This is a genomic window from Actinacidiphila sp. bgisy160, from assembly GCF_057707815.1.
Map to the genome: position 1 here is coordinate 1 of NZ_JBYIQW010000139.1, position 991 is coordinate 991.

Genomic DNA, 991 nt, shown 5'->3' on the forward strand with positions numbered 1-991 from the left:
CAGCCCTTATGGCGAGGTGCTGCGCACGGTCACCGGAGAGATGCCGAACCGGGTGTGGACCACCAGCCTGTTCAACGAGAACACCGGCCAGCTCGACCGCACGGTCACCGACCGGGAAACCGCGAGCCCGCACCGGGTCAACGACCGCTACTACAGCTACGACACCGCCGGCAACGTCACCCAGCTCAAGGACGTCGACGGCGCCGGTGCCACGGACCGGCAGTGTTTCACCTACGACGCGCTCGCCCAGTTGGCGCAGGCATGGACCTCCCCGAACGAGGGCTGCATCGCCCCCGGCAAGAGCACGCCCGCACCGGTCTACACCGACGCCTCCGGCAACATCACCGCCACCAACGTCACCGCCACCAACGACGGGTACTGGCAGACCTACACCTACGACGAGGTCGGCAACCGCAAACAACTGGTCGAGCATCAGCCGTCCGTCACCGTCGCGGGCGGGAAGGTCGACACCTCCGGTGACACCACCACGGACTACACCTACGGCAAGAGCGGCGGCGGGCAGCCCCACACCCTCACCGGCATCACCACCGACACCGCCACCGTCGACACCCTCGCCAACCTGACCTACGACGACGCCGGAAACACCATCACCCGCACCTACGGCGGCGACACCCAAGCCCTGGACTGGACCTGGGACGGCCACGTCAAGACCGCCTCCGGCTTCGGCAAGGCCGGTAAGGGCCAGTTCATCGGCCTCAACCAAAAATGCCTGGACCTGCAAAGCGCGAACACCGCCGACGGCACCCCGCTGCAGATCTACACCTGCAACGCCACCAAAGCCCAGAACTTTCACCTCGACACCACCACCGGCGCCCTGACCATCCTCGGCAAATGCGCCATGCCCACCGCAGGCGGCACCGCCGACGGCACCCCGGTGACCCTGGCCGGGTGCACCGGCAACGCCGACCAGAAGTGGTCCGTCACCAACGGCACCCTGAAGCACGGCTCCGGCAAGTGCCTTGATGTCCCT

1 protein-coding gene is annotated in these 991 nt (G+C 67.2%); it reads left to right on the forward strand.

Annotated features, from left to right (window positions below; all coding sequences use genetic code 11):
- Positions 1-991, forward strand: a 991-nt coding sequence (locus AC3EUJ_RS37185) for a ricin-type beta-trefoil lectin domain protein (protein WP_431969423.1), incomplete at both ends; no start/stop codon positions are given.